General features: G+C 66.6%; 2 protein-coding genes and 1 pseudogene. All 3 read right to left on the bottom strand.

All coding sequences use genetic code 11. The annotated features are described in order from the left end of the window. Window positions 1–1208 (bottom strand): ammonium transporter (locus ACRDUX_RS39595; protein ID WP_526422811.1); only part of this gene is annotated, 1208 nt, incomplete at its 3' end. 168 nt (window positions 1209–1376) lie between these two features. Continuing rightward, on the bottom strand, window positions 1377–2705 hold the full coding sequence (gene ftsY, locus ACRDUX_RS39590; protein WP_526422813.1) for a signal recognition particle-docking protein FtsY: 1329 nt from the start codon (window positions 2703–2705) through the stop codon (window positions 1377–1379). A 53-nt stretch (window positions 2706–2758) separates the two neighbouring features. Continuing rightward, window positions 2759–3207 (bottom strand): annotated as a pseudogene (locus ACRDUX_RS39585) (AAA family ATPase); the annotation flags it as partial.

The raw sequence follows: 3207 nt of genomic DNA, 5'->3' as shown, positions 1-3207 counted from the left end.
GAATACAGCAGCACCGCACCGGCACCGACTGCCTGCCTCCACAGCTGGTCGAATCCACCGCCGTAGAACAGGCCCGTGACACCGGCGCCCGTCTCGGGAGCGGCGACCAGGCCGACCAGCAGGGTGCCTGCGAGACCACCGACCAGGTGGACGCCGACCACGTCGAGGGAGTCGTCGAAGCCGAGCTTGAACTTCAGGCCGACCGCCAGTGCGCACAGCACGCCAGCGACGACGCCGATCACCAGTGCGCCAACGACATTCACCGATGAGCAGGATGGGGTGATCGCGACCAAACCGGCCACGATACCCGAGGCCGCGCCGAGCGAGGTGGCGTGACCGTCCCGGATCTTCTCCGTGAGCAGCCAGGCGAGCATGGCGGCGGCGGTGGCGACGGTCGTGGTGACGAAGGTCGAACCGGCCAAACCGTTGGAGCCGACGGCAGATCCCGCGTTGAACCCGTACCAGCCGAACCACAGCAGGCCCGCACCCAACATCACGAACGGCAGGTTGTGCGGTCGCATCGGCGTCCCGGGCCAGCCCCTGCGCTTGCCGAGGATGATCGCCAGGACCAAGCCTGCCGTACCGGCGTTGATGTGAACCGCCGTGCCACCGGCGAAGTCGATCGCGGCGAGCTTGTTGGCGATCCAGCCGCCCTTCTCACCGGTGAACCCGTCGAAGGCGAAAACCCAGTGCGCCACCGGGAAGTAGACGACCGTGACCCACAGGCCGGAGAACAGCAGCCAGCCGCTGAACTTCAGGCGATCGGCGACCGCACCGGAGATCAGCGCCACGGTGATGATGGCGAACATGAGCTGGAAGGCCACGAAGACCGACATCGGGATGGTGCCCGCCAGTGGGATGGTGATCGCGTCGGCCGCTTCGACCCCGGCGCTCGGATCCGCGACGACCGCTGCGGCAGCGTTGCCGCCGATGACTCCCTTGAGCCCGAAGTACTGCGTCGGGTCACCGAACAGGTTGAACTTGTCGTTGCCGAAGGCCATCGAGTAGCCGTAGAGCACCCACAACACGGTGACGACGCCCATGGAGCTGATGCTCATCATGAGCATGTTCAGCACGCCCTTGGCGCGGACCATGCCGCCGTAGAAGAAGGCGAGTCCAGGTGTCATCAACAGCACGAGTGCGGCGCTAGCCAACATCCATGCGGTGTCACCGGTGTCCGGCGCACCCAATATCGGAAATCCGTCCACTCCCAGTTTCCTCCTTCGCCCATGCCACGGTTAGTCACCGATGACCTAGGCCAAGACTTTGCGCACTCGTTGTTTCGCCAATGAGCCGTGCGTGTTTCGCTCACGTGAACGGATCGGCCTATTTCGTTTCGTCGGTGTTAATCGCCTCGTCAGGCCGGTGCAAGACCGTCAGCCGAGCAGGGCGTCGACGAACGCGGCGGGTTCGAACGGTGCGAGGTCATCGGGGCCCTCCCCGAGTCCGACCAGCTTGACCGGCACGCCCAACTCCTGTTGCACGCGAAAGACGATGCCGCCCTTGGCCGTACCATCCAGCTTGGTCAGAACCACCCCGGTGATGTCGACGACCTCGGCGAAGACGCGGGCCTGTGGAAGGCTGTTCTGGCCAATGGTCGCATCCAGCACCAGAAGGACTTCGTCGACGACGGCGCGCTTGGTCACGACCCGCTTGACCTTGCCCAGTTCGTCCATCAGACCGGTCTTGGTGTGCAGCCTGCCTGCCGTGTCGATCACCACGACGTCTGCCCCGGTGGCGATGCCTTGATCGACCGCGTCGAAGGCCACCGACGCGGGATCGGCGCCCTCCGCACCACGCACCACCTCGGCGCCGACCCGCGATGCCCAACTCTGCAACTGGTCGGCAGCCGCCGCGCGGAACGTGTCCGCCGCGCCGAGCACGACGCGCCTGCCGTCGGCGACGAGCACGCGAGCCAGTTTGCCGACGGTGGTCGTCTTACCCGTTCCGTTGACGCCGACGACGAGCAGCACCGACGGTTTGTCGTCGTGCGGCAGCGCCTTGATGGAGCGATCGAGCTCGGGTCGCAGCTCGTTGATGAGGACGTCGCGAAGCACCGCTCTGGCGTCGGCCTCGGACCGCACGCTGGTTGCGGCCATCCTGGCGCGCAGCGCTCTGACCACCGATTCGGTGACGACGGGACCGAGGTCCGCGATGAGCAGGGTGTCCTCGACGGCCTCCCAGGAATCCTCGTCGAGGTCACCGCCGCCGAGCAGGCCGAGCATGCTGCGGCCAAGTGCGTTCTGGGACTTCGAGAGCCGTCCGCGGAGGCGTTCGAGTCTGCCGTCGGGCGGGGCGATCGGTTCGATCTCCTGCGCCTCGGGGGCTTCCACCACGGGTTCCGGCTCGGCCGGGACGGCGTCGGGAATCACGGGAGCCTCTGGGGCCTCCGGTTCGGGCAGTCGCACGTCGGAGATGGTTCGCTTGGGTGCGTCCCGCGGGATGGTCGCGTCATCCCCGACGGCGGGTAGGCCCCCGACGTCCAGCGGGGTGTCCACCCGGGCGGGCGGAGGTTCGATGGTGTCCGTCGACTTGGTGAAGGAGATGGTCGAGGACGCGGTGTAGCCGCCGGACTTGTCGACCTGCGTGGCGGTGTCGGGCGATGACAGGCTGATCCGTCGTCGCCGGTAGCGCACCAGACCGACGACCACCGCCGCTATGACGAGAACGGCGATGACCGCCAGGGCGATCCACAGAGTTATCAACTGACCTTGTGACACGACGCCATTGTCGCAGGGTGCATCGCGCTCGATGACCGTCAGGTGGCGGTGACGAGTTCCTGACCGCGCATCCGCTGCGAGATCACGGTGGTGATGCCGTCATCGCGCATGGTGACGCCGTACAGTGCGTCGGCGATCTCCATCGTGGGCTTCTGGTGGGTGATGACGATGAGCTGCGACACCTCTCGGAGCTGTTCGAACAGGCTGATGAGGCGTCGCAGGTTGACGTCGTCGAGCGCGGCCTCGACCTCGTCCATGACGTAGAAGGGTGACGGGCGGGCGCGGAAGATCGCGACGAGCATCGCCACCGCCGTGAGCGACTTCTCCCCGCCGGACAGCAGCGAGAGCCGCTTGATCTTCTTGCCGGGCGGCCTGGCCTCGACCTCGATGCCGGTGGTGAGCATGTCGTCGGGGTTGGTCAGGATGAGGCGGCCCTCACCACCGGGGAACAGCGTCGCGAACACCGGGTGAACTCGCGCTCCACGTC

It is taken from the genome of Mycobacterium sp. (assembly GCF_050701675.1).
GTDB lineage: Bacteria > Actinomycetota > Actinomycetes > Mycobacteriales > Mycobacteriaceae > Mycobacterium.
This window is presented reverse-complemented; position numbering and strand designations above follow the sequence as displayed.